Origin of the sequence: Thioalkalivibrio sp. AKL8 (assembly GCF_000380525.1) — a bacterium.
In the GTDB taxonomy this organism is placed as follows: domain Bacteria; phylum Pseudomonadota; class Gammaproteobacteria; order Ectothiorhodospirales; family Ectothiorhodospiraceae; genus Thioalkalivibrio; species Thioalkalivibrio versutus.
In genome coordinates this window covers 38,502-63,075 of sequence record NZ_AQYF01000008.1, presented here as the reverse complement: position 1 = coordinate 63,075, position 24,574 = coordinate 38,502, and the positions used below count along the sequence as shown (strand labels likewise).

27 protein-coding genes are annotated in these 24,574 nt (G+C 67.4%); 13 read left to right on the top strand and 14 right to left on the bottom strand.

All coding sequences use genetic code 11. The features are described from left to right. The first annotated feature begins 185 nt into the window (after window positions 1–185). Complete coding sequence (locus G335_RS0107600) at window positions 186–461, top strand: cation:proton antiporter (RefSeq protein WP_018146060.1); 276 nt, start codon at window positions 186–188, stop codon at window positions 459–461. Then, window positions 454–852, top strand: a complete 399-nt coding sequence (mnhG, locus tag G335_RS0107595) for a monovalent cation/H(+) antiporter subunit G (RefSeq protein WP_018146059.1) — start codon at window positions 454–456, stop codon at window positions 850–852. The genes G335_RS0107600 and mnhG overlap by 8 nt, the downstream gene beginning before the upstream one ends. 139 nt (window positions 853–991) lie before the next feature. On the opposite strand, the gene G335_RS0107590 is transcribed toward mnhG, so the two are convergent. Beyond that, complete coding sequence (locus G335_RS0107590; RefSeq protein ID WP_018146058.1) at window positions 992–1,441, bottom strand: hypothetical protein; 450 nt, start codon at window positions 1,439–1,441, stop codon at window positions 992–994. 252 nt (window positions 1,442–1,693) lie between these two features. Between G335_RS0107590 and G335_RS0107585 the strand changes: the two genes are divergently transcribed. From G335_RS0107585 to G335_RS0107575, 3 genes are read left to right on the top strand one after another with little or no spacing between them, the layout of a single operon-like run. After that, the gene (locus G335_RS0107585; protein ID WP_018146057.1) at window positions 1,694–2,377 is read left to right on the top strand and encodes a metalloregulator ArsR/SmtB family transcription factor; all 684 of its coding nucleotides are present in this window, start codon (window positions 1,694–1,696) and stop codon (window positions 2,375–2,377) included. Window positions 2,378–2,415: 38 nt separating this feature from the next. Continuing rightward, window positions 2,416–3,150, top strand: a complete 735-nt coding sequence (locus G335_RS0107580; RefSeq protein WP_018169438.1) for an MBL fold metallo-hydrolase — start codon at window positions 2,416–2,418, stop codon at window positions 3,148–3,150. A gap of 22 nt (window positions 3,151–3,172) precedes the next feature. Continuing rightward, complete coding sequence (locus tag G335_RS0107575) at window positions 3,173–4,492, top strand: MFS transporter (RefSeq protein ID WP_018169439.1); 1,320 nt, start codon at window positions 3,173–3,175, stop codon at window positions 4,490–4,492. 29 nt (window positions 4,493–4,521) lie between these two features. Here the strand turns inward: G335_RS0107575 and G335_RS0107570 are convergent, their stop codons facing one another. Then, window positions 4,522–4,980, bottom strand: coding sequence for a DUF6231 family protein (locus G335_RS0107570; protein WP_018169440.1), 459 nt, complete (start codon window positions 4,978–4,980; stop codon window positions 4,522–4,524). A 105-nt stretch (window positions 4,981–5,085) separates the two neighbouring features. Here G335_RS0107570 and G335_RS0107565 point away from each other — a divergent pair, with 105 nt between their 5' ends. From G335_RS0107565 to G335_RS0107545, 5 genes are all read left to right on the top strand, one after another. Next, a complete protein-coding gene (locus G335_RS0107565; protein ID WP_018146053.1) occupies window positions 5,086–5,568 on the top strand; it encodes a Crp/Fnr family transcriptional regulator in 483 nt (160 codons plus the stop codon). 24 nt (window positions 5,569–5,592) lie between these two features. Then, window positions 5,593–6,384 (top strand): YdcF family protein, encoded by a 792-nt coding sequence (locus G335_RS0107560; protein ID WP_018176368.1) that lies wholly within the window; start codon window positions 5,593–5,595, stop codon window positions 6,382–6,384. Beyond that, a complete protein-coding gene (locus G335_RS0107555) occupies window positions 6,384–8,462 on the top strand; it encodes a hypothetical protein (RefSeq protein ID WP_018176367.1) in 2,079 nt (692 codons plus the stop codon). Before G335_RS0107560 ends, G335_RS0107555 begins: the two co-directional genes overlap by 1 nt. Before the next feature lie 88 nt (window positions 8,463–8,550). After that, entirely contained in the window at window positions 8,551–9,180 is a 630-nt protein-coding gene (locus G335_RS0107550; protein WP_038096101.1) for a YdbL family protein, read from the top strand. 38 nt (window positions 9,181–9,218) lie between these two features. Then, the gene (locus G335_RS0107545) at window positions 9,219–10,586 is read left to right on the top strand and encodes a YihY/virulence factor BrkB family protein (protein ID WP_018176365.1); all 1,368 of its coding nucleotides are present in this window, start codon (window positions 9,219–9,221) and stop codon (window positions 10,584–10,586) included. A 19-nt stretch (window positions 10,587–10,605) separates the two neighbouring features. Here G335_RS0107545 and G335_RS0107540 read toward each other — a convergent pair whose 3' ends face one another. Continuing rightward, window positions 10,606–11,037, bottom strand: coding sequence for an SRPBCC family protein (locus tag G335_RS0107540; RefSeq protein ID WP_018176364.1), 432 nt, complete (start codon window positions 11,035–11,037; stop codon window positions 10,606–10,608). Window positions 11,038–11,194: 157 nt separating this feature from the next. On the opposite strand from G335_RS0107540, the gene G335_RS0107535 reads away from it, so the two are divergent. The 3 genes from G335_RS0107535 to G335_RS0107525 are packed head-to-tail and all read left to right on the top strand — an operon-like array spanning window position 11,195 to window position 15,999. Beyond that, entirely contained in the window at window positions 11,195–11,653 is a 459-nt protein-coding gene (locus tag G335_RS0107535; RefSeq protein WP_018176363.1) for a hypothetical protein, read from the top strand. Window positions 11,654–11,707: 54 nt separating this feature from the next. Beyond that, the gene (locus G335_RS0107530; RefSeq protein WP_018176362.1) at window positions 11,708–12,835 is read left to right on the top strand and encodes an efflux RND transporter periplasmic adaptor subunit; all 1,128 of its coding nucleotides are present in this window, start codon (window positions 11,708–11,710) and stop codon (window positions 12,833–12,835) included. Further along, window positions 12,832–15,999, top strand: coding sequence for an efflux RND transporter permease subunit (locus G335_RS0107525; protein ID WP_018176361.1), 3,168 nt, complete (start codon window positions 12,832–12,834; stop codon window positions 15,997–15,999). Before G335_RS0107530 ends, G335_RS0107525 begins: the two co-directional genes overlap by 4 nt. Here the strand turns inward: G335_RS0107525 and G335_RS0107520 are convergent. The 11 genes from G335_RS0107520 to mtnB all read right to left on the bottom strand — a co-directional run bounded on the left by G335_RS0107520 (window position 15,977) and on the right by mtnB (window position 24,514). Continuing rightward, entirely contained in the window at window positions 15,977–16,402 is a 426-nt protein-coding gene (locus tag G335_RS0107520) for a DUF1841 family protein (RefSeq protein ID WP_018169449.1), read from the bottom strand. The two genes, G335_RS0107525 and G335_RS0107520, sit on opposite strands and share 23 nt — an antisense overlap. A gap of 29 nt (window positions 16,403–16,431) precedes the next feature. Beyond that, window positions 16,432–17,079 (bottom strand): endonuclease III, encoded by a 648-nt coding sequence (nth, locus tag G335_RS0107515; RefSeq protein ID WP_018176360.1) that lies wholly within the window; start codon window positions 17,077–17,079, stop codon window positions 16,432–16,434. A 66-nt stretch (window positions 17,080–17,145) separates the two neighbouring features. After that, window positions 17,146–17,583: a hypothetical protein gene (locus tag G335_RS0107510; protein ID WP_018146042.1), complete on the bottom strand. Its 438-nt coding sequence runs from the start codon at window positions 17,581–17,583 to the stop codon at window positions 17,146–17,148. Between the two features lie 107 nt (window positions 17,584–17,690). After that, window positions 17,691–18,392 carry an electron transport complex subunit E gene (locus G335_RS0107505; protein WP_018176359.1) on the bottom strand — a complete coding sequence of 234 codons (702 nt, stop codon included), beginning with the start codon at window positions 18,390–18,392 and terminating at the stop codon, window positions 17,691–17,693. After that, entirely contained in the window at window positions 18,389–19,105 is a 717-nt protein-coding gene (gene rsxG / locus G335_RS0107500; protein WP_018176358.1) for an electron transport complex subunit RsxG, read from the bottom strand. The genes G335_RS0107505 and rsxG overlap by 4 nt, the downstream gene beginning before the upstream one ends. Further along, the gene (gene rsxD, locus G335_RS0107495) at window positions 19,098–20,159 is read right to left on the bottom strand and encodes an electron transport complex subunit RsxD (protein WP_018176357.1); all 1,062 of its coding nucleotides are present in this window, start codon (window positions 20,157–20,159) and stop codon (window positions 19,098–19,100) included. The genes rsxG and rsxD overlap by 8 nt, the downstream gene beginning before the upstream one ends. Further along, window positions 20,159–21,829 carry an electron transport complex subunit RsxC gene (rsxC, locus tag G335_RS0107490; RefSeq protein WP_018176356.1) on the bottom strand — a complete coding sequence of 557 codons (1,671 nt, stop codon included), beginning with the start codon at window positions 21,827–21,829 and terminating at the stop codon, window positions 20,159–20,161. Before rsxC ends, rsxD begins: the two co-directional genes overlap by 1 nt. Window positions 21,830–21,861: 32 nt before the next feature. Then, window positions 21,862–22,446, bottom strand: a complete 585-nt coding sequence (gene rsxB / locus G335_RS0107485) for an electron transport complex subunit RsxB (protein WP_018146037.1) — start codon at window positions 22,444–22,446, stop codon at window positions 21,862–21,864. Then, complete coding sequence (rsxA, locus tag G335_RS0107480; RefSeq protein ID WP_018146036.1) at window positions 22,443–23,021, bottom strand: electron transport complex subunit RsxA; 579 nt, start codon at window positions 23,019–23,021, stop codon at window positions 22,443–22,445. The genes rsxB and rsxA overlap by 4 nt, the downstream gene beginning before the upstream one ends. A gap of 165 nt (window positions 23,022–23,186) precedes the next feature. Beyond that, window positions 23,187–23,894: a hypothetical protein gene (locus G335_RS0107475; RefSeq protein ID WP_018176355.1), complete on the bottom strand. Its 708-nt coding sequence runs from the start codon at window positions 23,892–23,894 to the stop codon at window positions 23,187–23,189. Further along, complete coding sequence (mtnB, locus tag G335_RS0107470) at window positions 23,894–24,514, bottom strand: methylthioribulose 1-phosphate dehydratase (RefSeq protein WP_018176354.1); 621 nt, start codon at window positions 24,512–24,514, stop codon at window positions 23,894–23,896. The genes G335_RS0107475 and mtnB overlap by 1 nt, the downstream gene beginning before the upstream one ends. Window positions 24,515–24,574 lie beyond the last annotated feature (60 nt).

Here is a 24,574-nt window from a genome sequence, read left to right as displayed (position 1 = left end):
GCAACGCCGAGTCGCGCCAGCACAGTGGCTCCCGAAGGGCCGTCGCACAAGCGCCGTGGTCCGCGTTCCGCTCGCTTGAATGGGCGAAGGCCAGTCCTGCGCTTGCGCGCCTTGCCCACAACGCTTGTGCGACGGCTGAGCGTTACCTTATTAACCGCATGGCCCACTAGGCGCGGGGAGGTCCGATGTTCGATATCGCTATTATTGCTTCCAATGCGTTGCTGAGCCTGGCCCTGGTGCTGGGGTTCTGGCGGCTGTACCTGGGGCCGACGCTGCCGGATCGCGTGGTGGCACTGGAGTTGATTGCGTCGCTGACCATCGGTTTCATCGCGGTCTACGTGATCTCCAGTGGCCGCACCCCGTTCATCGACGTGGCCATGGTGCTGGCGTTGACCGCGTTCCTGGCCGCAGTGGGCTTTGCCCGTTACCTGGAGAAAGGGGGGCACCGGGACGATGACTGAGTTCTTGACGGGGTTGTTTCTGGTCGTCGGGGCCGCGTTCATGGTGGTCGCGGCGCTGGGTCTGGTGCGCATGCCCGACCTGCCGATGCGCCTGCATGCCACCACCAAGGCCGGTGTGCTGGGGGCGGGTCTGATGATGGTCGGCGTGGCGGTTTACTTTGGCGACGGCGGGGTCACCACCCGCGCGGTGGCGGTGATTGGCTTCCTGCTGCTCACCGCACCGGTGGCCGCGCACGCGATCGGGCGCGCCGGCTACTTTGTCGGGGTGCCGCTGTGGGAGCACAGCAAGACCGACGAGCTGAAGGGCCGCTACGACGAGAAGAATCACACCCTGGCCTCGCCCCCGGAGATGCAGGACGCGAAGCAGGACGACGACGTCCCGCGCGCGTGAGCCCGCCGGCGCTCGTGCGCGGATAGCCGATCATCCGGGTAGGGGACATGACGGCGCGCCAGACACGAAAAAGCCGGGGCGCAAGGCCCCGGCCATGGGTACGGTCGTCGGAGAGACGATCGTGCCTGAATAGCGGCCCTCAGGCCGCGTGGGTTTCCTTCGCCTCGCGGGCGGCCCTCGCCTGTTCCGGATCGTAGGCTGCGCCGGACCAGAGCATCTCGTAGGCGATCTCCTCGTTTCCGTTCTCGCACAGTTCCAGTACCTGCTGGAACAGGGGCTGGAAGGTCTCGCTCTGGTGCGACGCTTCGTGTTCGTCGAAGCTATTCCAGAAGGTGATGATGAGGGCTTCCTTGTCCTTCATGGGGCTCTCGACCGCCTGGCCGATGGTGGAGCCTTCATTGGAGACGGAGCCGGAGTTCAGCGCGACAAAGCCGCCGACGAAGCCGGTATCCGAGTGATAGGTCTTTACGTTCTCGCACAGGACGGCCACACGTTCCTGCAGATCGTCGATGGTGTATTCCGGCTTGAGGATCACGCGGTTGATGGTGACGACACCGTCGGCCGGGAAGTTGTTGATCAGTTGGCTCATGACGTTCTCCTGTTGCAGGGGAAGTGTGCCCGAAGGCACGGGTTGCTCGTTAAGTTAGTAAGCAACTTCTAATTGAAGTTCCCGAGTAAACTACTCAGGAATAGGCGAGACCCCAAAATCACCCAGAAACCGGAGGGCCCGATCCAGCGCGCCCCTGGTGGTGGGAGGATTCCTCCGCGGCCAGATCCGGGTCATCACCGGACTTGCGTGCGATCCCTGGGTCATCTATCGTTCATTCCAATGAATATTGGAATGCACACTGTGTCCGGACGTGAACTCAAGGATCTGCTGTACGAACAGGTGGCCCGCATCGCGCGCGCCGCGGCCAGCCCGAAACGCCTGGAACTGATCGAGGTGCTGGTGCAGGGCGAAAAGAGCGTCGAGCAGCTGGCTGCGGATGCAGAGCTCAGCGTGAAGCTGACCAGTGCCCACCTGAAGGAGCTGCGCCAGGCGCGGCTGGTCGCGGCCCGGCGCGAAGGGCGCCATATGTTCTATCGCCTGGTGGATCAGCATGTCGCGGATTTCTGGGTAATGCTGCGCACCCTGGCGGAGGAGCGCCTGCTCGAATTGCAGGCCGCGACCCGCGAGATGGCCGAGGGCCCTGGCGAGCTGGCCCCGATGGCGGGCCCCGAACTGCTGGAACAGGCGCGTCGGGGCGATCTCATCGTTCTCGATGTCCGTCCCGGCATGGAATACGCGAACGCCCATCTGCCGTATGCCCGATCCATCCCGATCAGCGAGCTACGCAATCGGCTCGGCGAGCTGCCGACCGACCGACCGGTGGTGGCTTATTGCCGCGGTCCCTACTGCCTGATGGCCAGCGAGGCTGTAGAGATCCTGGCCGCGCACGGGTTCCAGGCGACCCGCTTCGAGGATGGCGTCGCCGAATGGCGCTATCAGGGTCTGCCCATTACCCAGGAATCGGAATCCAACTAACCCAGGGAGAGACCGGAAATCGGTCCAGGAGGCACGTCATGTTTTTCCATCAGCTGCCCACGCGGGAATCGTCGTTGTCCTATCTGTTCGGCTGTGGATCGCTAGGGAAGGCGATTGCCGTGGATGTGGTGGACGGCGATCAGGACTGGTTTCTGGAGCGGGCCCGCGAGGCGGGTGTCGCGATCACCCACGTGATCGATACGCATATCCATGCCGACCACTATTCCGGCGGCCGTGATCTGGCAAGGCGTGCCGGAGCCGAGTACTGCCTGCACGCGTCGGATCGCTCGGTGGTCGAGTTCGACTTCCACGCGCTGGAGGATGGCGAGCGGATCGCCGCCGGGAATGTCGAGGTCAAGGTGATCCATACTCCGGGCCATACCGAGGACAGCGTGTGCCTGCTGGTTACCGACAAGCGTCGCGGCGATCAGCCCTGGTTCGTGTTGACCGGCGATACACTTTTTATCGGAAGCATCGGGCGGCCCGACCTGGCCGGCCGCGAGCGCGAGATGGCAGGGCGCCTGTACGACAGCCTCCAGCAACGCCTGTTGGGTCTGCCGGACGAGCTGGAGATCTACCCGGGCCATTATGCCGGGAGCGTCTGTGGCGCAGGCCTGTCCGGCAAGCCCTCGTCCACCCTGGGCTTCGAAAAGCGCTTCAACCCGGGGCTTGGGATCCGCGACCGCGAGGCGTTCGTCGATTTCCTGACCCAGGACATCCCGCCGCGTCCTTCGGGGATGGATGCCTACGTTGCCGCGAACATCGCGGCCTGATCGGAAACAAGAGGGACTCGCCATGACGGACCATCACAAGGCCGCGGAGGCCTATGCCCACCTGACGCACGGGATCCGGGAGAACCTCGGGCAGTTCGGTCAGCAGCTGATCCAGGTTTTCTTCGTCGGCCTGACGATCGGGATGATGCGCACGGTCGTGCCGGCCCTGGCGGAGAGCGAATTCGGGGTGGCCGAGGGCTCGTTCATGCTGCTGACCGCGTTTGTGGTCGCCTTTGGCGTGGTGAAGGGGGCGCTCAATTTTGTTGCCGGTCGCCTGTCCGAACGGCTGGGCCGCAAGACCGTCCTGATGCTGGGCTGGGTGGCGGCGATCCCGATCCCGTTCATGATTCTCTACGCGCCGTCCTGGAGCTGGATCGTGGCCGCGACCGTGCTGTTGGGCGTGAACCAGGGCCTGGCCTGGTCGATGACCCAGACGGCCAAGATGGACATCACCCGTGCCGATGAACGCGGTTTCACCATGGGGATGAACGAGTTCTCCGGCTATGTCGGGGTCGCAGTGGCGGGGATCGTGACGGGCTACATGGCTGCAGCGTTCGGTCCGCGCATGGGGCTGTTGATTTTTGGCCTGGTAGTGATCGCGCTGGCGATCGTGCTGACGGTGCTGTTTGTGCGCGAGACCTTGGACTGGGCGAAGGCCGAGGGTGCGCGGCATGCCGCGGGGCAGTCCACTGGGCCCATCCCGCGGTATTCGAAGAATATCTCCGATACGCCCAGCACCTGGGAGGTGTTCACGCTGATGTCCTGGCGCGACCGGCGCATGGCCGCGTTCAGTCAGGCGGGGCTGGTCGAGAAGTTCGTGGATGCGCTGGTGTGGGTGTTCTATCCGGTGTTCCTCTACCAGCAGGGGCTCAGCCTCGCGGCGATCGGCTGGGTGGTCGGGATCTACGGGTTTGTCTGGGGCGGATCGCAGTTCCTCACCGGCCGCCTGTCGGACCATATTGGCCGCCGGCAGCCGATTATCTGGGGCATGTGGATCTGCGGCGGCGGGGTGGCCCTGACGCTGCTGGGCGAGGGCGTGCTGTGGTGGTCGTTCGCGGCGGCGGTGACCGGTCTCGGCATGGCGCTGCTGTATCCCAACCTGAGCGCGGCAGTGGCGGATATCGCGCACCCGAACTGGCGCGGTTCGGCGATCGGGACCTACCGCTTCTGGCGGGATCTTGGCTACGGAGTGGGGGCCTTCGGGTTGGGCATCGTGGCCCATATTGGCGGGTCGGTGGTCTGGGGTTTCTGGTTTGTGGTGATCGCGATGTTTGCCTCCGGCGCCGTGGTCTGGTGGTGGGGCGAGGAGACGCATCCGCGCCTGAACCCCGACGACGATTAGGCGTATGGCGGCTCGTCCGCCGGGCGCCGCTACCAGCGGCGCTTGTCCCACATCTCCGGGTTGGCCCAGAAACGGGCGTTCAGCCAGTCGGGGGTGAGCTTGTAGTCGTACAGGCTGGTGCGATAGACCGTGTGATCCGGCGCGGCCGCCTCGGCCTCCGGGTCATGGCGGAAGCCGAGGGCGAGGAAATCGTTCAGGCCCCAGCGTTCGTCGTCCCGCCGATGCAGGATCAGTACCTCGTCGGCCCAGCGGTCGCGCAGCCCGCCCAGGAGTTGCTGGCCCGTCGTGACGTCCAGTGCGCTCAGCGTATCCGGCAGCAGGACCAGCGGCACGCGCGGCCCGGGCGGGTGCTCGAGAAATGCCGCGACGCTCTCCTGCTCCACGCCCGGAGGGCTTTCCTGGCTATCCGTGTCGGCCACGAGCAGGACGGTCCGGCCGTCGCGCAGGCGCCGCGGCAGGTGGCGGCGCAGGGCATCGATGTCGATCAAGCGGTACCTCCCCGGTGGTCTTGGTCGCCCCGTCCCGGGGTCGCGTTCGTTATACTCTAATGTACTCCCACTTCTACTGCGGACCCGTCAGAAGGAAGCCTCTCCATGTCCAAGGAACTGCTGACCGAATTCCTCTCCAAACACCCGATCTCGGCGTCGCTGACGCCGGCCGAGGTCGAGATCCTTCTCGAATACCTGGAGGTGCTGGAAACCCATCACAAGCAGGTGATCGCCGATATCGGCGAGGTCGGGGAGTCGTTGTTCTTCGTGGTCAGCGGGACCGCCGCGCTGTACCACGACGACGGCAACCAGGAGATCGAGGTCGGGCGCATGCAGACCGGCGAACTCGCCGGGTCCATGTCGTTCTTTGACCGCGTGCCCCGCGGCGTGCGCATGCGCGCCCTGAGCGACAATACCCGCCTGCTGCGCCTGTCGCGCTCCATGTACGACCGCCTGCGCGTCGAGCAGCCGTACATCGCGGTGAACCTGCTGGAGTTCGCCATCATCAGCCTGGATCACCTGATCCGCCGGGTCTCCGAGGACGTGGCGACGTACGCCCACTACCTCTATTCCCCGGGCAAGAAGTAGGGCGGATCGCAGGCGGAGAGCGCCGTGCTCGCGTCCCTGCAGACGGTTGCCGAATACCTGTTGCTGCCCCCGGGGCTTGGGATCGCGCTGACCCTGGTCGGGGTCGCCTTCTGGCGCGCCGACTGGCGCGGGGGGCGGCCGTTATTGGCGATCGGTCTGCTGGCGCTGGTGCTGCCAAGCCTGAATGTTGTTGCCCAGCCACTGGCGCACGCCATCGAGCGCGAGCTGCGCGATGCCGTGGTGGCGGTGGGGCGGGCCGATGCCATCGTGGTGCTGGGCGGCGGACGCTGGCCCGGACGCGGCGAGGACGGCGGCCGCGACGCCCTGAACCCCCAGACCCACGAGCGTTTGCGCCATGCCGCCCGGCTGCACCGCGATACCGGGCTGCCGCTGCTGGTCTCGGGCGGGCGTCCGGGCGCGTTGCCCGGGCGGCGCTCCGAGGCCGAGCTGATGGCGGCCACCCTGCAAACCGATCTGGGGGTGCCGGTGCGCTGGCTGGAGAGCACCTCGCGCAACACCTGCGAGAACGCCACGCACACCCGCCAGCGCCTGCAGCAAAGCGACGTGCAACGGGTGCTGGTGGTGACCCAGGCCCTGCACATGCCGCGTGCCCTGGCCTGCTTCGAACGTGCCGGCCTGGCGGCCGACCCGGCACCGACCGGCTTTCGCGGCCCCACGAGCGATCCACGGCGGGTCGAGGACTTCCTGCCGACCCTCGAGGCCTTGGAGACGTCGCGCTTCGCGATGCGCGAATGGCTGGCCCGCCTGGCACGGCCGCTACGCGACCGTCTGCCGGAGCGGGGCGACCCGGCCTGATGCTCGCGCTGCGCCGTGCACCGGGCTTGTATGGCGCGGCGGCCGGGCTGGTGCTCTTTCTGCTGGCGGGTGTGGCCGTGGCCGCGGATGCGGAGGCGGAGTTCGATGGCGGCATCCAGCTGGATCTGCGGATCGAATCCCTGTTGCGCGACGATCTTGACGCGCATGGCCTGCGCACCCGTGTGCAATGGACGCGCGAAGGCCTGTCCCTGGCGATCCGCGCGGATCGCGTCGAACTCCCCGAGCCCATCGGAACCCTGCAAGACCTGCGCGTGGAATGCAGTGATCTGCAGGTAAGTCGTGCCGCGGTCCGCTGCGATACGGCGCGACTCTGGGGTGATGCCGGGGATCTGCACCTGCGGGGTGCCCCGGTAGGCCTGTATTGGGGGCGCGAGACGGGCGCGCTTGCGCTGGCGGGTGCCTGGCCCGGTTGGTTCGGGGCGCAGGGTGATTTCCACGTGCGGCTGGATCCCGCCCGCGGCTGGGATGTGCGGGCCGATCTCGCGGGGATCAACCTGGCGGCCCTGGCCGGGTCGGCGCGCCTGCCAATGGATTTGCCCGTGCATCTGGGGCAGGGCACGGCGGATCTCGCGCTGCACTGGCGTGAACGCGGGCGTTCCGAGGTCACGCTGACGGTGCATGATCTCGCATTCAGCGACGATCTGGGCCTGCAGGCTGGGGAAGAACTGGACGGCCGGCTGCGCCTCGCGGGCGATGCCGACGGCTGGGATGTTGATCTGGCACTGACAGCGGGTGTGGTGTTCGTCGATCCCTGGTTTGTCGATCTGGATGCCGAAGGTCCGCTGACCCTGGACGCCCGCGGGGTGGTGGTGGACGGCGAGAGCCGAGCGGTGCGAGCGGAGTCGCTGTCACTGGATTATGGCGAGGCGGCCTCGCTGCAGGGACAGGGCCTCGCCTTCGCGCCCGAACGTGGTCTGGATGGCCAGTTCCGGGGTGAGGTCGGGGCACTTGGCGTGATCTACGAGACCGTGCTGTCGCCGTGGCTGGTGGGGACAGCCCTGGGCGAACTGGATGCCGCAGGGCGTATGACCGGCGAGGTCGAGGTGCAAGCCTCCGAGCCGCACTACGCCCGGCTCGAATGGTCCGGGGTCGAGGCCCAGGACCGGCGTGGGCGTTTTGGTGTGAGCGGTGCGCAGGGCGAGCTGGACTGGTCCGCCACCGTGCCGGGTGGCCCCGGCCGGATCGGCTTTGATGCCGCCCATCTGTACGGCCTGCCGTTCGACGGGTTTTCCGCCCGGGTGCGTGCGCGGCCACAGGGGCTGGAGTTGCTGGAGGCGACCGAGATCCCGATCCTCGATGGGGGCCTGCGGGTCAGGGCCTTCAGCGTGCAGCAGACCGAGACGGGGCCGGACGTGCAGTTCCAGGGGGGGATTCGGGCGATCAGTCTGGAGTTGCTGACCGGGGTGTTAGGCTGGCCTCGCTTCTCCGGTCAGGTGGCCGGGATGATCCCGCGGGTGCGCCTGGAGGACGGTGATCTGAACGTGGATGGGCGGCTTCTGGTCCAGGTGTTCGATGGCGAGGTGGTGCTGCGCGATGTTTATATTCACGATCTGTTCGGGTACGCACCGGAGCTCGGGTTGTCGACGCAGATCCAGCGTCTGGACCTGGAACTGGTCACGCGGGCCTTCGATATCGGCCGGATCCAGGGACGGCTGTCGGGGCACGTGAACGACCTGGTGATGGTGGACTGGTCGCCGGTGCACATGGACCTGGAGTTGATGACGCCAATGGACGATCCGGGACGGCGGCGCATCAGCCAGCGGGCGGTGGAGAACATCACCGAGCTGGGTGGCGGCCTGCAGGCGGCGGCTTCGTCGATCTTCCTGCGCGTTTTCGAGAACTTCAGCTATCGCCGCCTGGGCTTTCGCTGCGAACTGCGCGGGGACGTGTGCACGGCCTCCGGGGTGGCAGATCGCCCGGACGGCGGGTTCGTGCTGGTACAGGGCGGTGGCCTGCCGCAGATCGAGGTGATCGGCTACAACCGCCGGGTGGACTGGCCGGAACTGATCGACCGCCTGGCGCAGATTCAGGGCGGCGAGGGGCCGGTCGTGCAATGAGTCAGTCGCGGTGTTTGGTTACGGTTCAGGATGATGGTGTAGATTGGGCACATGCGGGGTTTACCCGCCCGAACAAGGGATGACAGGCATGAAGGCTTTGTGGAGTGTTCCGGGACTGGCTCTGATGTTCGCGCTGCTCGCGGGCTGCGTGACCATCAATATCTACTTCCCCACCGCAGCGGCGGAGGAGGCGGCGCGCGCCATCGTGCGGGATGCGCTGCAGGTGCCCGAGGCCGAGCCGGCACCGGAGTCCGAGTCCGGTGTGCAGCTGCCGCCGTCGGAGCCGCGCCACACGGGCACGACGAGCGCCGCGCCGGTGCTCGTGTGGGTGCTGGAACGACTGGTGAGCCCGGCCGCCGCGCAGAGCCCGGACCTGCAGATCGAGACCCCGGCCATTAACCGCATCCGGGCCTCGCTGCGCGAGCGGGGGCCGCAGCTGGCACCGCATTTCCGCAGCGGTGCGATCGGTTTCGGTAACAATGCGGATGTGGTGATCCGCGATCTCTCCGAGGTTCCGCTGCGCGATCGCAGCACCGTGCAGCGACTGGTCAGCGAGGAGAACTCGGATCGGGATTCGCTCTACCGCGAGATCGCCCGCGCCAATGACCGTCCGGACTGGGAACGCCAGATCCGCGAGACCTTCGCCCGCGTCTGGGTGGAAGAGGCCCCCTCGGGTTACTGGTACCAGGACGGCAACGGACAGTGGCAGCAGAAGTAACGGCGCGTGCGGGAACCCCCCATCCACGGGAGTAATGCGTGGCCGGCATAGCCTGGGCCGAGCGCCTGGATTCCCGGCGCCGCCAGTTGACCGAGCTGGTCAATGACACGGATCTTTCGGCGTTGCCGCGCTGGAAGGCCGTTCCGCTCGGGATGGTACGCGGTGTCTTCGCGCTGGTGCGCGAGGTCTCCGAGGGGCAGCTGACGCTGCGCGCGATGAGCCTGGTGTTCACCACCCTGTTGTCGATGGTGCCGCTGCTGGCGCTGTCATTCTCGGTGCTCAAGGCCTTTGGTGCCCACAACGCGGTAGAGCCATTCTTGCTGGGCGTGCTCGAGCCCCTGGGCGAGCAGGGGGTGGAGATTGCCCACAATGTGCTCGAGTTTGTCGACAATATGCGCGTGGGCGTGCTCGGCTTCGTGGGTCTGCTGTTCCTGGTCTACACGGTCATCGCACTGGTGCAGAAGATCGAGCTGGCCTTCAACGCCATCTGGCGGGTGGAGAACAACCGCAGCCTGGCCCAGCGCTTCTCCAACTACCTGTCGGTGATTCTGATCGGTCCGGTTCTGGTGGTCTCCGCACTGGGGGTGACCGCTACCGTGATGTCGTCGGCGGCGATGCAGACGGTCGCCGGGATCGGGCCCGTCGGCATGCTGATCACCGAGATCTCGCGGCTGGTGCCCTATCTCCTGATCATCGCCGCCTTTGCCTTCATCTATGTGTTTGTGCCGAACACCCGGGTGAAGGTGATCCCGGCGCTGCTCGGGGCCGTGGTGGCCGGGTTGCTGTGGCAGAGCGTTGGCTGGGTGTTCGCCAACATGGTGGCGGGTTCGACCCGCTATGCGGCGATCTACTCCAGCTTCGCGATCATGATCATGCTGCTGATCTGGCTCTATCTCGCCTGGCTGATCCTGCTGATCGGGGCGAACGTCGCCTTCTTCGTGCAGCACCCGGAATACATGAACGTGCGCGGTATCCGCCTGCGCTTGTCCGGCGCGGGGCGCGAGCGCATGGGCCTGCACCTGATGCAGCAGGTCGGACAGCGCTTCCATGACGGGCATCCGGCACCGACGCTGGACGAGGTCGCCGCGGCGCTGGCCGTCCCGGGCAATGCCCTGGGAGGCTCCGCGCGCCGGCTGGAGGAGGCCGGGCTGTTGCTGAAGGCGGGCGAGGACGGGCAGCAGCTGGTCCCGGCGCGGGATCTCGACGCCATCCGTGTGGACGAGATCCTGGAGGCCCTGCGCGCGGACACCGACGACCGCGCGATCCGCCGCTTGCGTGGCAGTGCGGCGGTGGAGCGGACCCTGAAGGACGTCGATGTGGCGCGGCGGGAGCGTCTGGATGGACGCACCCTGCGCGATCTATTGAACGAGGCTGCCGGCGATTCCGGGGCGGTGGAAACCGCCTGACGGCTCGCCTGCAGGGCCGTCAGGCGCTTGGCGCCTGGGCATCCAGGCGCTGCTGGGCGCGGTCCATCAGCTGCCCCGATACGCGCTCCACCAGCGACTGGGCCACGCGTCGCACGGCGGCATCCAGGATCGGATTCAGCTTGTACTCCAGTTCGAAGTCCACCCGCGTATGGCCCTCGCCATCAGGGGTCAGCCGGTAACTGCCGCGATTGTGAATCCCGCGGATGGAGCGCCAGGCGAAGTGTTCGGGGGCGATGGCGCTGCAGACTTCGACGTCGAAGCCCATGCGCATGCCGGCGGCGCGAATGGTCCAGCGGTAGCAGTCATCGCCCAGCCGCTCGATATGTTCCACGTGGTCGCACAGGTCCACGAAATTGGGGACGTGGCTCAGGAGCTCGAAGACCCGATCCGGCTCGGCGCGCAGGGAGGTGGAGTGGCTGATCGTTCGCATGGCGGATTCGTCTTCGCTGGCGGCTCTTTGGACTAAGAGCCTGGCGCGGGTTCGGGGTTCCACGCAAGCGTGGGTCGGATCGGTTTCCACTGGCTTGTCGCATCCGGGGTGGGGGCCTACGATGTTCGCTTACGCTGGCGACCCCCGGATGCCCTTGATGTCCACCGCGCAACAATGTCCCGAACTCGACTTCCTGCAACGATTCGAGGCCGGGTCCACCGGCATCCTCTACTGGGAGCAGCTGGACCAACTGTGGGAGCGTCTGCGCGAGCGCGCGGACGCCGGATGGTATGTCTATGCGGTGGGCGACGACGTCCCGGATCAGCCGGTGCCGGAGGAGACCTTCCGGCGTTTCGTCGACGAGATCGACGCCCTCTTGCGGCGTGATCACGACGAGGATTACTGCGGGATCGTGTACGTCGATGACCGCGAGCATCCGGAGTTCGTGAAGATCTTCGATCCCAACAACCTCGGCTCCAGCTGCGGCTCCTCCGGGCTCCGGGTCCTGCCGGGCTGGGTCGTGTCGCGGGTGCCGCCGGTGGATCTCGAGGTCGCGGTGCCCCCCACCGGCAGTCGCCGGCGCTGGTGGCAGCGGCTGTTCGGTGGTGCACAGTGAGACCCGGGGCCGGGTTCTTGGTGCAGTTCGTCCGGGCGCGGCTGGAAGCGTAGCGTGAGCGGGTCTGTCTGGCAGGGCCTGCGCGCCCAGTCCCGGTTGTTCATCGCCCTGGGCATTCTGATCCTCGTGGTGGTCTGGATCGTCTCCGGGATGCTCGGGCGCGAGACGGAGGAGGCGCCGCGGGCAAGCGATCCCCAGCCCATGGCGGTGGCGGTAACGGCGCTCACGGCCCAGCCGGTAGAGCGTTTGCTGGTGCTGCAGGGGCGGGTGGAACCGGACCTGCGCGTGATGGTTCGCGCGGAGACCGCCGGCCAGGTCGCCGAATGGGCTGTGGCCCGTGGGGCGCGGGTGGATGTGGGGGATGAACTCGCGAACCTGCGCATGGATGATCGCGAGGCGCGGCGGCGCCAGGCGATTGCCCGGTTGCGCGGGGCGGAGAGCGAATACGAGGCGGCCCAGCGCCTGCACGACCAGGGGCATGTCTCGCGTACCCAGCTGGAGGCCCGCGAGGCAGAGCGCGAGGCCGCACGGGCCGAGCTCGAGGCGATCGAGCTGGATATCCGCAACACGCGGATCGTCGCACCCGTCGCGGGCATCGTGAATCAGCGCCTGGCGGATCGCGGCGACTTCGTCAGTCGCGGCGACCCGGTGGCGGAGGTGGTCGACAACGACCCGCTCCTGGCGGTGGTGCATGTCCCCCAGCACCAGATCGGGCGGGTCGAGCCGGGCCAGCCGGCGCGGATCCGTTTCCTTGATCGACGGCGTGCCGAGGGCGAGGTGCGGTTCGTTTCGCGCGTGGCCGAACCGGGCACGCAGACCTTTCGCGTCGAGATCGCCGTGCCGAACCCGGACGAGGCCCTGCCGTCGGGTATCAGTGCCGGCGTCGAGATCCCGACCGCCGTGGTGCAGGCGCACAAGCTGTCCCCGGCCTGGATGGGGCTGGATGACGCCGGGCGTGTGGGCGTGAAGACGGTCGACGCGGCGGATCGGGTGGTGTTCCACGCCGTGGAGGTGATCCGGGCCGCGGCCGATGGCGTCTGGGTGACCGGCCTGCCCGAACAGGCACGGGTGATCACCATCGGCCACGGTTTCGTGACGGATGGCGAGCGGGTGCGCCCGCAAGCGGCGCAGGTGGACCCCGGGGCGGCGGTGCCGGAATCGGTGGACGGGGCGGCGCCGTGAGGTCCCTGATCGCCTGGGCGGTGGTACATGCCCGGACGGTACTGCTTTTTCTTTTGTTGATCCTGGTGCTGGGGGCGACCGCCTACCACATCGTGCCCAAGGAGGCGGCACCGGAGATCGATGTCCCGATCTTCTTTGTCTCGGTGCCGTATCCCGGGGTCAGCCCGGAAGACGCCGAGCGCTTGATGCTGCGGCCGCTGGAGCGCGAGCTGCAGGCACTGCCCGGGGTGAACGAGATGCAGTCCTGGGCGGGCGAGGGCTTTGCCCTGGTGCGTCTGGACTTCGAGCCGGGCTGGGACAATCGCCAGGCGTTGTCGGACCTGCGCGAGGAGGTCGACCAGGTGCGCCCCGAGCTGCCGGCGGGGGCGGAGGAGCCGAGCGTCTCCGAGGTCGATCTGTCGCTGTTTCCGGTGCTGACGCTGAATCTCTCCGGGCCGCTGGACGAGCGGGCGCTGGTGCGCCTGGCGCGCGAGCTGCGCGACCGGGTCGAGGCGATCCCCGGGGTGCTGGAGGCGGATGTCGGCGGGGATCGCGAGGAGCAGATGGAGGTCCTGGTCGATCCGCTGGTGCTGGAGACCTATGAACTGTCCTTCAGCGAACTGACCCGCGCGATCGAGCGCAACAACCGGCTGGTGGCGGCCGGCGCGCTGGACACCGGGGCCGGACGTATTCCGCTGCGCGTGCCGGGCACCATTGATGATGTCGACGACGTGCTGGACACCGCGATCCGTGTGGAGGGCGATGCGGTGGTGCGGGTGCGCGATGTCGCGGAGGTGCGTCAGACCTACCGCGACCCCGAGGGCTTCACCCGCATCGATGGTCAGCCTTCGGTTTCCCTGGAAATCCGCAAGGCGTCGGAGGCCAATGTCCTCGAGGTGGTCGCGGCCGCCCGTGCGACCATCGAGGCTGCCCGCGCCGACTGGCCGGAAGCGGTGGAGGTGACCTATCTGCAGGACATGGCGCGGGATGTGGGAGACCTGCTGGGGGACCTGGAGAACAGCGTGATCACCGCGATGCTGATCGTGGCGCTGGTGATCCTGGCGATGATGGGGGCGCGGGCGGCGCTGCTGGTGGGAATGGCGATTCCCGGGGCCTTCCTCGGCGGCATCCTGGTGATCTACCTGATGGGTTTCACACTGAACGTGGTGGTGCTGTTCGGCCTGATCCTGGTCGTGGGCATGCTGGTGGACGGTGCCGTGGTGGTCGTGGAGCTGGCGGATCGCTATGTGGCCGAGGGCATGGCCCGGGCGGATGCATTCCGCGCGGCCGCCCAGCGCATGGCCTGGCCCATCACAACGGCCATTGGGACCACGCTGGCGGTGTTCGCGCCCATGCTGCTGTGGCCCGGCATGGTCGGCGAGTTCATCGTCTACCTGCCGGCCACCGTGATCGTGACCCTGATCGCCTCGCTGGCGATGGCACTGGTCTTTATCCCGGCGCTGGGTGCCGTGATCGGGCAGAGCCGGCCGATCAACGCCGCGCAGACGCGCTACGTGCGCGCGGCGGAGGAGGGACGCTACGACGAACTGCAGGGGATTACGCGCGCCTATATCCACCTGCTGCAATCCCTGGTGCGGCATCCCGGCTGGACGCTGGCGGGGACGGTCGCGGTGGTCGTGGTGGCCTACGCGCTGTATGCCACGCAGGGCCGGGGTGTGGAGTTCTTCCCGCAGGTCGAGCCCGATTTCGTGCAGGTCCAGGTGCAGGCACGCGGCGATCTCTCGGTATGGGAGGCGGATGCCCTGGTCCGCCAGGTGGAGGGCACTCTGCACGGCGTACCCGAGATCCGCCACGTCTACGCGCGCACCATCGGGACCCAGCTGGGTCGTCTGCAGGGCGACTATGCCGAGGACGTGATCGGGGTGATCCAGCTGGAACTGATTGGCTGGCGGCAGCGGCCACCGGCGGAGTCGATCATCGAAGACCTGCGCCGGCGGACCGCGGACCTGCCGGGGATTCGCCTGCAGTTCCGCGCCCAGGAACGTGGACCGAGCGAGGGTCGTCCGATCGTGCTCGAGGCCGCCAGCGCCGACCCCGAGCGGATTGCACCCGTGATCCGGCAGCTGCGCGCCGAAATGGACGCCCTCGGCGGGTTTGTGGACGTGACCGACGACCTGCCCCTGCCCGGGGTGGAGCTGGAGGTGCGCTTTGACCGTGAACAGGCGGCTCGCTTCGGGGTTGATGTCCCGTTGCTGGGCGAGGGCGTGCAATTGGTCACCAGCGGGATCTTGCTGGGAACCTACCGTCCGGACTACAGCGACGAGGAGGTTGATATCCGCTTGCGCTTGCCGGCCGCGCAGCGCCATCTTCAGCAGCTGGCGGGCCTGAACCTGCCGGGGGCCACCGGGCTGGTGCCGCTGGCCCATTTCGCCGAGCTGGTGCCGGTGCCGGCGACCGGCCTGATCAAGCGCCGCGATGGCCAGCGTGCGTACACCCTGGAGGCGGATGCGGGCCCCGGCTATCTGGTAGACGAGCGCCAGCGTGCGCTCGAAGGCCGGATGGCCGACCTGGAGCTGGACGCCGAGGTGCAGCTGCGCTTTCGCGGTCAGGCCGAGGAGCAGGCCGAGGCCACGAACTTCCTGCTGGGGGCGTTCGGGCTGTCGCTGTTCCTGATGCTCGCGATGATGGTGACCCAGTTCAATCGCTTCTCCCAGGCCTTTCTGGTGCTCTCGGCCATCGTGTTTTCCACCGCCGGGGTGCTGCTGGCGTTGCTTATGCGCGGGGAGCCCTTCGGTATCGTGATGAGCGGGATCGGCGTGCTGGCGCTGGCGGGGATCGTGGTGAACAACAACATCGTGCTGATCGATACCTACAACGAGCAGCGCAGGCTTGGGCTGGATGCGATGGAGGCCGTCCTGCGTGCGGCCGCGCAGCGGATGCGGCCGGTGCTGTTGACGGCGATCACGACCATCCTCGGCCTGTTGCCGATGGTGCTGGCGTGGACGGTGGACTTTGCCGGCCGGGACTTCTACGTGGGCGCGCCGGTCACCGGGTTCTGGGTCCAGCTGGCGACGGCCATCGCCGGAGGGCTGTTGTTTGCGACTCCGCTGACCCTGCTGTTTACGCCCGCCATGCTGGTATTGCTGGACCGTTGGGGTCTGGACCGACGGCCGGTATCGGTGGGCGGGTCGGGTTCCGCGGTCAGCGGCTCGCCAGGCGCTTGATGCACTCGAGGTAGGCATTCTCGTCCGGCGCGGCGTTGCTGCGCTGGGCTTCCCACAGGACCTGGCCCAGGCACTCCATCATCCGGTGCTCGGCATCCATGACGCCAAAGCGGGCGCACAGCCCCTGGTGCAACTGGCGGGTCCCGGCTGGGCGGTCGGTGCGCGCCTGGTCGCGCAGGCTCAGGTGCATCGCCATGTGCAGGAACGGGTTGGAGGTGCCGAGCTCCGGCGGGAATTCGCCGGTCAGCGCGGTCTCGCGGTCCTTCAGATAGTCGTGGTACTCGGGGTGGTCCGAGATCACGTCCACCAGTTGCTGTTCCAGATCGGACAGGGCCTCGCCGGCCTGGGCCTTCTGCCAGGCGTCGACGAACTGGGTGCGGATCTGGTCGCGGTTGCCGTACATGGGAGGTTCCTTGAAGAGGGTAGGTTTGTTCAGGCGCCGACAGGGGGCGGTGTCTTTGCCTTGTATTCGCACAGGTCCGCGATCGGGCAGCGCCAGCACTCCGGCTTGCGCGCCTTGCAGACGTAGCGCCCGTGCAGGATCAGCCAGTGGTGGGCGTCCTGCAAGTAGGCCTTCGGGGTCAGGCGCATCAGGCGCTTCTCCACCTCCAGCACGGTCTTTCCGGGGGCCAGGCCGATGCGGTTGGCGACCCGGAAGATGTGGGTGTCCACCGCGATGGTGGGGACGCCGAAGGCCGTGTTGAGGATGACGTTCGCGGTCTTGCGCCCGACGCCGGGCAGGGCCTCCAGCGACTCGCGGTCACGGGGGACCTCGCCGCCGTGGCGCTCGACCAGCATGCGGCAGGTCTTCATTACATTCTCGGCCTTGGCGTTGTACAGGCCGATGGTCTTGATGTGTTCCTTGAGGCCGTCGAGGCCCAGCTCGAGGATCGCCTCGGGCGTGTTGGCGACCGGGTAGAGGCGGCGCGTGGCCTTGTTGACGCCGACATCCGTGGCCTGGGCGGACAGGATGACCGCGATCAGCAGTTCAAACGGGGTGGCGTAGTCGAGCTCGGTGGTCGGCTCGGGGTTCGCCGCCTTCAGGCGCTCGAAGATGGCTTCACGCTTCGCGGCATTCATGGATGCGGGGGCTCCAAACAAACCGGCCCCGCTTCGCGGGGCCGGCAACTCGCGTAGTGACGTTGCTCAGACGTGGCGGAAGAGGCCGACATCCGGCGCGGCGTCGCGCGGGTTGGACTCGGCTTCCTTCTCCAGGTCCTTGATCAGCTTGGCGTGCTTCTCTTCGATGTCGTGCATCGCCTTTTCGTCCATCTTCGGGAAGATGACGTCACGGATGAACGAACCCAGCTCGTCCAGGCAGCTCGGCCAGTACTTGTCGTTCAAGTGGAACGCATGGTGGGCATGGGTGCCCATCGGGTAGCTGTCGAACTTGCGGATCATGGTGTAGGACAGGTCGCTGTCCTTCTCGACAAAGTCCTTGGCGAAGTCGTACCACCACTTGTAGTACTTCTCCTGGAGCTCGTCGTTGAACCCGTGGTTCTCGAAAAAGGCGGCGATCGTGCCGCGCGGGGCGAGGCCGTAGCGCGTGCCGCGCTTGCCAGCAAACGGGAAGTGTCCAGCCATGCCAATCTCCTGGGACGTTTGAATGTCCGGGGCGGTGGCCCCGGTAGAACGGATTCGTGGCGCCGGAAGTTTACCGGCTGACAGCCAGGAATCAAGGCCGGCGCCGATCAGGCGTTGTCGGGGCTCGCCTCGGTTGCGGTCGCGGTCTCGTCGCCGGTGGGGCTCGGTTCCGCTTCGAACTGGCTGTCGATCCAGTTCTTGGCGGCGATCAGCAGGCCCATGGCCATGAAGGCGCCGGGGGGCAGCAGGGCCAGCAGGAAGCCGTGCTCGGACGGGTAGAGCTGCAGGGTCATGCCGTGGCCCCAGTCGCCGAACAGCAGGTGGGCGTTGGCCATCAGCGTGCCCTGGCCGAGGACCTCGCGCAGGGCACCCAGGGCAATCAGCACGCCGGTGAAGCCCAGTCCCATCATCAGCCCGTCCAGCGCGGCGCGCGGAACCGAGTTGCGCGAGGCGAAGGCCTCGGCGCGGCCGATGATGGCGCAGTTGGTCACGATCAGCGGGATGAAGATGCCGAGGATCAGGTACAGCCCGTGAAACCAGGCGTTCATCGCCAGTTCGATGGCGGTGACGATGGAGGCGATGATCAGCACGTACACCGGGATGCGGATCTCCGGGCGCGCATGGTCACGGATCAGCGAGACCAGCACGTTCGATAGCAGCAGGGTCAGGGTGGTCGCGATGCCGAGGCCAATCGCGTTGACCATGGTGCCGGAGATCGCCAGCAGCGGGCACAGTCCCAGCAGCTGCACCAGCCCGGGGTTGTTGTTCCACAGGCCGTCGCGAATGATGTCGGTCAGGGTCGGGTTCATCGGCTTGCCTCGTCGTCCCCGTTGATCTCGCTGTCGTCCCCGTTGATCTCGCTGGTCGGGAGCGGTTCCGTGACGGAGCCGGTTTCCTCGGGCCGGGTCGCCAGCAATTCGTCACGGTGATGGTCGAAGTATTCCAGCGTGCGATAGACGGCGCGAACCACCGCACGCGGGGTAATGGTGGCCCCGGTGAACTGGTCGAAGACCCCGCCGTCCTTGCGCACGTGCCAGCCCTCGGCCGGTGGGTTGCCCAGTGAGCGCCCGTCGAAGCCGCGGATCCAGTCGGAGCGCTCGGCCTCGATGGCATCGCCCAGGCCCGGGGTCTCGCGGTGCGCGGAGACCCGCACGCCCTGGAGTTCGCCGTCGCGGTCGACGCCGATCAGCAGGTGGATATTGCCACTGTAGCCGTCCGGGGCGATCGCGGAGAAGACGATACCAACCACCTCGTCCTCGGCATCGCGGGCGAACCAGACCGGCAGGGGGCCTCCACCCAGCAGCTCGTGGTGCAGATCGATGGTGTCGTGGACCGGGTCGTTGCGGTAGTCGAGTTCCCCGGTCAGCTCCGCGATGCGGTTGCGATTGACCGCCATGCGGTTCTCCGCGATGCGCGCCTCGGTGGAGTCCTGTACCAGGGCGACGATGCCGGCCCCGGCGGCGGCAAACCCAGCGAGCAGGGCGGTCGCCAGCAGGATGTCCCGTGGCTTCAGGTTACCCATGGCCGTCCCCCGGTGGCGGTCCGCGGCGCTCGCGCCCGAAGATGCGCGGGCGCGTCAGGTGGTCCAGGGTCGGGGCGACCATGTTCATCAACAGTACGGCGAAGGCGACCGCATCCGGGTAGCCGCCCCAGGTGCGGATGACGAAGATCAGCAGGCCGATGCCGGCCCCGTAGAGGATGCGCCCCAGCGGGGTGGTGGAGGCGGACACCGGGTCGGTGGCGATGAAGAAGGCGCCGATGATCACCGCGCCGCTGAATACATGGAAGGCCGGCGAGGCGAAGGAGTCCGGGTCCAGCATCCAGAAGAAGCCGGCCGGGATCGCCACGCCCAGGATCACCGCCACCGGGATGTGCCAGTGGATGATCCGCCGGAACAACAGGTACAGCCCGCCGAGCAGGAAGAAATTGCCGATCCACTCCCAGCTGGTTTCGCTGAAGGTGCCGAACAGCGGGCTGGTGGTGATCTCGTTGACCGTGCGCCCGGCGCCCAGGCCCTCGCGCATCGCATCCAGCGGTGTGGCGCGGGTGATGGCATCCCAGTCCATGGCGGCCGGGAGGCTGCCGGTGAGGACCGTTTGCAGCGTCTGCCCGAGGCCCAGCGACATCTCGGACAGGGTGTCCGGGGCCGGCCACAGGGCCATTTCGCGCGGGAACGAGACCAGTACCACCACGTAGCCGACCATCGCCGGGTTGAACGGGTTGTAGCCCAGCCCGCCATACAGGTGCTTGGCGACGATGATGGCGAAGGCGATGCCGATCAGGGTGACCCAGACGGGTGTGAGCGGCGGTACCGCCAGCGCGAACAGCCAGCCGGTGACGATCGCCGAGTTGTCGCCCAGCGTGGGCATCACCGGGCGCTTGCGGGCGGCGACGATCGCGGCCTCGAAGGCCACCGCGAACAGCACCGCCAGGACCACATTGACCAGTACGCCCCAGCCGAAGAACCAGGCCATCGCGAGGGTGCCGGGCACCAGCGCCATCAGGACCTGCTGCATGACCCCGCCCACCGAGTGGGCCGGGATCATGTGCGGCGAGGATTCGGTGCGAAAGCGCATCAGCGGTTGCCCGTGTCCGTGGAATCGCGTTCGCCGGATTGGGCGGGTTCGGTGTGCGTCTCGGGGGTGGCGGCCGCCTTGTCCGCTTGCTCGGTCGCCGCGCCCTCGACGGCGTCCCCGGCCTTGGCGGCCTTGCGCGCTCGGGCGCGCTCGAGCGCGGCCTGGATGGCGGCCTGTTTGTCGCTGTTTTCGTTACTGTCGCCGTCGGCGCTGCTGTCTTTCTTCTTGAGCGCGGCCTTCTTCTTGGCCATGCGTTCGGCCTTTTCGCGTTCCTCGCGCTCGATGCGTTCCTGGCGGAACTCGTAGCGTTCGCGCGCGATATCCGACTTCTGGCGCTCCTTCTCGCGCGCCCAGATTTCGTTCTTGGCATAGCGGTAGTACTGCACCAGCGGGATGTTGCTGGGGCAGACATGCGCGCAGCAGCCACATTCGATGCAGTCGAACAGGCCGTACTCCTGGGTCGCGTCGAAGTCCTTGGCCCTGGCCTGCCAGTACAGCTGCTGCGGCAGCAGTTGCGCCGGGCAGACGGCCGCGCACTCGCCGCAGCGGATGCAGGGCATCAGCGGGCCGGGTGCGGGCGTGTCCTGCGGACGGGTGGCCAGCAGGCAGTTGGTCCCCTTGATGACCGGGATGGCGTCGTCGTGGACCGCGAAGCCCATCATCGGGCCGCCCATCACCAGGCGGTCCACGCCCTCGGCATAGCCACCGGCGGCGGCGATCACATCGGCGAACGGGGTCCCCAGCAGGGCCTCGACATTGCGCGGATGCTGCACGCCCGGCCCGGTGACGGTGACGATGCGCGACAATAGCGGGCGACCCTGGATCACCGCATCGCAGACCGCCTTGAAGGTACCCGGGTTGTTGCAGATTATCCCGATATCCGCCGGCAGGCCGCCGCTGGGGACCTCCTGGCCGGTGAGGACCTTGATCAGCTGGCGCTCGCCGCCGGTGGGATAGATGGATGGCACCGAGACCAACTGGACCCGCTCGCGCAGTTCGCCGGGGAGGGTCTCGGTCAGTGCCCGCATGGCCTCCGGCATGTTGTCTTCCACCGCGAACAGTACGCGCTCCACACCCAGCAGGTGGGCGACGATGCGGATGCCCTCGAATACCGCCTCGGGGGCGCTGCGCAGCAGCGAGTCGTCGGCGCTGATGTAGGGTTCGCACTCGGCCCCGTTCACGATCAGCGTGTGGATGCGCTGGCCGGCGCGCGGATTGAGCTTGACCGCGGTAGGAAAGGCGGCCCCGCCCAGTCCGACGATCCCGGCATCGCGAATGCGTTGGCGCAGCTTGCGCGGGTCGCGGGTGTCCCAGTCCAGCCAGGGCTCCATGCGGGTTTCGCCCCAGTCGTCGCGGCCATCGCTTTGGATGGTCATGCAGGGGGCGCTGAGGCCCGAAGGGTGGGGTACCGCGTGGTCGGCGATCTCTACCACCTCGCCGGAGGTGGGGGCATGCACGTGGGCTGCGATATAGCCCTTGGACTGGCCAATCCGCTGGCCCTTGGTCACACGGTCCCCGACTGCCACGCAGGGCTCCGCCGCCTCGCCGATATGCTGGCCCAGGGGGACGATCAGCCGGGACGGCACGCCCATCACCAGCACCGGGTCGCGGGTGCTGGCGTCGGTCTCTTCGGCCAGTTTCAGGCCCCCATGGAAGCGATGCAGCTGCATAAGCGTATTCTAACGGTTCGCGGGCATCCGGCTCAGCCGGACTGCCGCGAACCGTCCGCGATGACGTGGATGGGCCGTTCGATCGGCGAAGGGTTCGGCTCCGACCAGCGCCATTCGGTGATGTCGGTGCCGACCGGGACCATGGTGATGCAGTCCACCGGGCAGGGCTCGATGCACAGCTCGCAGCCGGTGCATTCTTCCTCGATCACGGTGTGCATCTGCTTGGCAGCCCCGAGGATCGCGTCCACCGGGCAGGCCTGGATGCACAGGGTGCAGCCGATGCAGATGTTCTCGTCGATGATGGCGACGGCCTTCTCCTGCTCTTCTTCCTCCAGCGGTGTGGGCTCGCGGTCGAGCAGGTCCGCGAGGGCACGCACGGTCGCCTGGCCGCCGGGCGGACAGCGGTTGATGTCCGCCTCGCCCGCGGCGATGGCCTCGGCGTACGGGCGGCAGCCGGGATACGAGCACTGGCCGCACTGGGTCTGCGGCAGCAGGGCATCGATCTGATCGACGACTGGGTCCGCCTCCACGCGAAAGCGCTGTGCGGCGAAGCCCAGAATCACCCCGAACACGGCGGCCAGGCCGCCGATCGCGAGGATGGCGTACAGCACGCTCACAGCCGAACCAGCCCGGAGAAGCCCATGAACCCCAGCGACATCAGCCCGGCGGTGATCATGGCGATCGCGCTGCCGCGGAACATCACCGGCACGTCGGCCACCGCGATCCGCTCGCGGATGGCGGAGAACAGGATCAGGACCAGCGAGAAACCGACCGCGGCGCCGAAGCCGTACAGGGCCGACTCGACGAAGTTGTGCGCCTCCTGGACATTCAGCAAGGCGACGCCCAGCACCGCGCAATTGGTGGTGATCAGAGGCAGGAAGATGCCCAGCACGTTGTACAGCAGGGGCGAGGTCTTGCGCACCACCAGCTCGGTGAACTGCACCACGGCGGCGATGACCAGGATGAAGGCGATGGTGCGCAGGTACTCCAGCCCGAGCGGGAGCAGGAGGTACTCGTTGATCACGTAGGAGCTGACCGCGGACAACGTCAGCACAAAGGTCGTGGCCAGGCCCATGCCGGTGGCCGTCTCGACCTTGCGTGAGACCCCCATGAACGGGCACAGGCCCAGAAACTTCACCAGTACGAAGTTGTTCACGAGGATCGTACTGATGAGTATCAGGACGTATTCCACGTTAAATCCGAGTCGTCAGGTCAACAATACAGTATCCGGGAGTGGTACAGCGTACTCAACCCCGAGGGCTTCGTGGGTACCCGCTTTCTGCGGGTTGACCCCGTCTTTGGGCGGCTTCCAGGTGTGCGGCGGACAACCTTCTTGTCAGCGGTCCTGAGTAAGAGACTAGCTGCCCTGCGCGCCCGCGGGCATGAGCGAGGTCAAGGACCGTACCGGATGCGCGTCCTGCGCATTCGGGTCGGCCTCGGGCCGGGCGGTCATTAGCCAGGCCTGGTGCGCGCAATCGAGCTCGTCGCCACGCGCGGACAGGACCAGCACCGTCTCGGGCGTGCGGCCGATCTCTTCCGCCAGACGGCGGTAACTGCCGGCATCCCGCCGGCCCCCGATCCGGGTATCGAACAGCCCGTCCAGGCACTCTTCCACTTCCGGGTGCGGGCTGTGGCGCAGCCAGTCGCGCTGCACCGGGGCCGGGGTTGCGCCGAAACTGTAGAGGGCGACGCCGGCCGCGTGCAGGTGCACCAGGGCTTCGGCTGTGGCCGCGTCCAGTTGCGGCTGCAGCGCGCCGGCCTCCAGCGCGTCCGCCCAGACCATGCCCTGCAGTTGGCGCACCGGGGTAATGTCCTGACCGCCGCGAATCCAGGCGCGGATCTGGGCGAGCAGGCCATCCGCGTCCAGCTCGCGCCCGGAGTAGGCGAGGATATCCGCCAGGGTGCGCTGTACGGCGGTGGACTCCGCGTGACGCTCGAGGAAGCCGGGCAGCGCCTCTTGGGCATGTGGCTCCAGCGTCTCGCGCAGCACGCCGGATGGGGCAAGGATCCCTTCGAAGGCCAGGATGATGGCCTGAGGCGCCGAATGCGCGGCAGAGGCGGCCATTACACGACGAGCTGGCGGGCCAGCGTCTCGCATTCGAACATGAACTCGAAGGCTTCGGTTCGCTGCATCGCCAGTTCTACGGTCTGACCCCAGGTGTAGAGGCCGTGCCCGCTGATCAGATACCCGGCGAGCTCCGGATTGCGCGTCATGGCGGCGTCGACCTGGGCGGCCAACTGCTGCATGTCCGGGTGATTGGCAAACACCGGGATCTGGAGGCCGCGCGAGGGGTGTTCGCAACCCGGGAGTTCGCGCAGGGCCTCGTAGTCGCGCAGCAGCAGCGTCCCGGCGACCTGGCGCGAAAGCACCGTGCCGTGGACGCTGTGCGTGTGCAGCACGGCCCCCAGCTTGGGGTCGTGGCGGTACATGATGATGTGCAGGAAGGTCTCGGGCCCGGGGTCTCCGCTGCCGGAGATCAGGTGGCCTTCCAGATCGACGACCATGAAGTCGTGCGCATCCAGCAGATCCTTGCCGCGCCCGGGAGCGGTAATGACAATGTGCTGGTCATCCAGGCGCGCGGAGAAGTGCCCGGTGCGCGCGGGGAGCCAACCGCGTTCCGCGAGTTCGCGTCCGGCGTCGGCCAGCAGGCGGACCTGTGCTTTGAATTCGGGGCTTTGTTCCATGCGTCCGGGGACCGAGAAAAGAGCGGCAGCTTACGCGAGCAACGGGCGCAAATCCATGGG

Coding starts and splice junctions, on each gene's coding strand:
- G335_RS0107600 (WP_018146060.1), top strand. CDS start 186: ATGTTCGATATCGCTATTATTGCTTCCAATGCGTTGCTGAGCCTGGCC.
- mnhG (WP_018146059.1), top strand. CDS start 454: ATGACTGAGTTCTTGACGGGGTTGTTTCTGGTCGTCGGGGCCGCGTTC.
- G335_RS0107590 (WP_018146058.1), bottom strand. CDS start 1,441: ATGAGCCAACTGATCAACAACTTCCCGGCCGACGGTGTCGTCACCATC.
- G335_RS0107585 (WP_018146057.1), top strand. CDS start 1,694: ATGCACACTGTGTCCGGACGTGAACTCAAGGATCTGCTGTACGAACAG.
- G335_RS0107580 (WP_018169438.1), top strand. CDS start 2,416: ATGTTTTTCCATCAGCTGCCCACGCGGGAATCGTCGTTGTCCTATCTG.
- G335_RS0107575 (WP_018169439.1), top strand. CDS start 3,173: ATGACGGACCATCACAAGGCCGCGGAGGCCTATGCCCACCTGACGCAC.
- G335_RS0107565 (WP_018146053.1), top strand. CDS start 5,086: ATGTCCAAGGAACTGCTGACCGAATTCCTCTCCAAACACCCGATCTCG.
- G335_RS0107555 (WP_018176367.1), top strand. CDS start 6,384: ATGCTCGCGCTGCGCCGTGCACCGGGCTTGTATGGCGCGGCGGCCGGG.
- G335_RS0107550 (WP_038096101.1), top strand. CDS start 8,551: ATGAAGGCTTTGTGGAGTGTTCCGGGACTGGCTCTGATGTTCGCGCTG.
- G335_RS0107540 (WP_018176364.1), bottom strand. CDS start 11,037: ATGCGAACGATCAGCCACTCCACCTCCCTGCGCGCCGAGCCGGATCGG.
- G335_RS0107535 (WP_018176363.1), top strand. CDS start 11,195: ATGTCCACCGCGCAACAATGTCCCGAACTCGACTTCCTGCAACGATTC.
- G335_RS0107520 (WP_018169449.1), bottom strand. CDS start 16,402: ATGTACGGCAACCGCGACCAGATCCGCACCCAGTTCGTCGACGCCTGG.
- nth (WP_018176360.1), bottom strand. CDS start 17,079: ATGAATGCCGCGAAGCGTGAAGCCATCTTCGAGCGCCTGAAGGCGGCG.
- G335_RS0107510 (WP_018146042.1), bottom strand. CDS start 17,583: ATGGCTGGACACTTCCCGTTTGCTGGCAAGCGCGGCACGCGCTACGGC.
- G335_RS0107505 (WP_018176359.1), bottom strand. CDS start 18,392: ATGAACCCGACCCTGACCGACATCATTCGCGACGGCCTGTGGAACAAC.
- rsxG (WP_018176358.1), bottom strand. CDS start 19,105: ATGGGTAACCTGAAGCCACGGGACATCCTGCTGGCGACCGCCCTGCTC.
- rsxD (WP_018176357.1), bottom strand. CDS start 20,159: ATGCGCTTTCGCACCGAATCCTCGCCGCACATGATCCCGGCCCACTCG.
- rsxC (WP_018176356.1), bottom strand. CDS start 21,829: ATGCAGCTGCATCGCTTCCATGGGGGCCTGAAACTGGCCGAAGAGACC.
- G335_RS0107475 (WP_018176355.1), bottom strand. CDS start 23,894: ATGGCCGCCTCTGCCGCGCATTCGGCGCCTCAGGCCATCATCCTGGCC.
- mtnB (WP_018176354.1), bottom strand. CDS start 24,514: ATGGAACAAAGCCCCGAATTCAAAGCACAGGTCCGCCTGCTGGCCGAC.